1 protein-coding gene and 1 pseudogene are annotated in these 2,290 nt (G+C 45.2%); both read left to right on the top strand.

Features of this window, described 5'->3' with window-relative positions; genetic code table 11:
* Positions 1-288 precede the first annotated feature (288 nt).
* On the top strand, positions 289-1,263 hold the full coding sequence (locus E5S67_RS31740; RefSeq protein WP_246277092.1) for a calcium-binding protein: 975 nt from the start codon (positions 289-291) through the stop codon (positions 1,261-1,263).
* A 603-nt stretch (positions 1,264-1,866) separates the two neighbouring features.
* Positions 1,867-2,202 (top strand): annotated as a pseudogene (locus E5S67_RS31735) (VIT domain-containing protein); the annotation flags it as partial.
* Between the last annotated feature and the right edge of the window lie 88 nt (positions 2,203-2,290).

The following is a 2,290-nucleotide window of genomic DNA, read 5'->3' as shown; positions in this document are numbered from 1 at the left end:
TTTTCAAGCAGTAGACGTCATACGACTTATCGTACCGTCTCGTTGTCTCGGAGTAGTTTATAATATACATCGGAAACTCCGACTCCGACTCCGACTCCAACGGAAACTCCCACACCAACGCCAGAAACTCAAGACGAAGATTGCATTTGCAAGCAGATAACCTTTCCCAGCCCGACTGCTATTCGCGGCCCCAACCAAACAAATAGCACCACCAACGGTACAGAAAGCGACGACTTTCTGGAGGGTTCGATTACCAATGACAATATCAACGGCTTAAATGGTAACGACTTGGAGGTTGGCTTCACTGGCAATGACAATATTTATGGCGGATCTTACCTCAGCATCGATCTAGGAAATATAACCATTCTTCCCTCTGCCAAAGATAGCGACGTGCTGTTTGGCAATGAGGGCGATGATTACCTCAACGGGGGTGCTAAAGAAGATTTAATTTTTGCGGGGAAGAACGAAGATGTTGCTTACGGTGGCAAAAATGACGACATAATTTTTGGAGACAAACAGAGCGATACTTTAATTGGCGATGAGGGTAACGACACATTATACGGTGGTACTCTTAACCCTTTAGACATCGATTCTACAGGTCGCGATTTGCTATTTGGCCTCAGTGGCGATGATTACCTGAACGGGCAAGAAGCCGAAGATTCCCTTTCTGGCGGTAATGGAAACGATACAGTGCGTGGCGGTAAGGGTGATGATTTGGCCCTAGGAGACTTGGGCAACGACTTGCTGTTTGGGGATGAGGGCAGCGATACTCTCTGTGGTGGCGACGGAGAAGATACTATGTACGGGGATATTGGCAGCCCTCTGGCGATCGGCTCCGCTGGCGCTCAAGACCAGATGTGTGGTGATTTGGGCAACGATTTGTTGTTTGGCAATGAAGGTCAGGATACCGTTAACGGTGATGCTGGAAACGATACTCTTTATGGCGGCAAGGATGAAGACAGTTTACTGGGTAGTGCTGGGGACGATTGGTTATTTGGAGATGAGGGGAATGATACTTTGATTGGAGGTACTGGGGACGATCGATTTATCTTAGGTATCGACAGCGGCCGCGAGACTATTTTAGACTTTCAAGATGGTCGCGATGCGATCGGCTTGAGAGGCGGTTTAAGTTTCTCGCAACTGAGCATTACTGTAGAAAATAATTCTACTTTGCTCCGAGTTACCAGTTCCGGTCAACTGTTAGCAACTCTCAGCAATGTGTCAACAGGGCTGATTAATGTTGCAGATTTTGTAGCGGTCTAAATCGATCCCCCAGGGGACACGGCAATGCCGTGTCCTTTTGCTCGATCGTATACAAAAAATCGGCTCTCCCGGATCTATGGTGATAACTCTATCTAAGAACTGGTAATAGGTAATGGGTAATGGGTTAGTCATTTGGAGCCAATTACCTATTACCTATTACCCATTACCCTGTAACACAGGATACATTTTCCCCCAGCTCACTATGAGATCCAAAAAGGGGACTTTGACCCTCTTGCTCCCCTCTTTTTAAGAGGTACTGGGGGGTTCTAAGACGCAAGAAAACACGCTCTAGAGAACCCAAAAACCAGGTTTATGCGTCAATATTTCTCGGAAAAAGCGACAATTTTTCCCAAAAACCGATTTTTTTGCATAATTCCTGTTCTCTAAGCCATTATTTAATAGGACAGATCGATACCTACTGGAATCCGTTGTTTTTCTCGATCGATCGTTCCCGCTTCCCTTTCTAATCTTTATCCAAAGCAAACAAAACAAAATAAAATAAAATCAAGCGCTGAAACCCAAACGAAATCGCTAGAGTCAAGGCAGTCGAGACGATGCGTGTTGCAGTTCCTTTTGATGTATCATTTATGGAGGACTACTTTTATGCCATCATTGAAATCTCCAACCGAGCGAACCAGTGGATTATACGTGCGTTCCCCAGAGGGAGAACAACTTATTTTTCCCCTGAAACATACAGAAGTCCGAGCAAAAATTGCCGGAAATTTATCGCGAGTTGAAGTCTCGCAGCAATTTGAAAATCCTTTCACCAAGCCATTAGAAGCCGTCTATATTTTCCCACTACCTGCGGAAGCAGCGGTCGATGAGATGGAAATTAAAATTGGCGATCGCACCATTAAAGGCAGCATCAAAAAACGCGAAGAAGCCCAACAAATTTACGAAAAAGCAAAACAAGAAGGGCGGACTGCGGGTTTGCTGGAAGGCGTTGCTGAATCAAGGTATGAATGCCCCAGGAATGGGAATATCGTGAAATTTCAAGTAATGTATTAATAACTTAATAGAATGCTTG

The sequence above is a fragment of the Microcoleus asticus IPMA8 genome, assembly GCF_013179805.1.
GTDB lineage: Bacteria > Cyanobacteriota > Cyanobacteriia > Cyanobacteriales > Microcoleaceae > Microcoleus > Microcoleus asticus.
The sequence above is the reverse complement of the archived record's forward strand: the minus strand, read 5'-3'. Positions and strand labels throughout refer to the sequence as shown.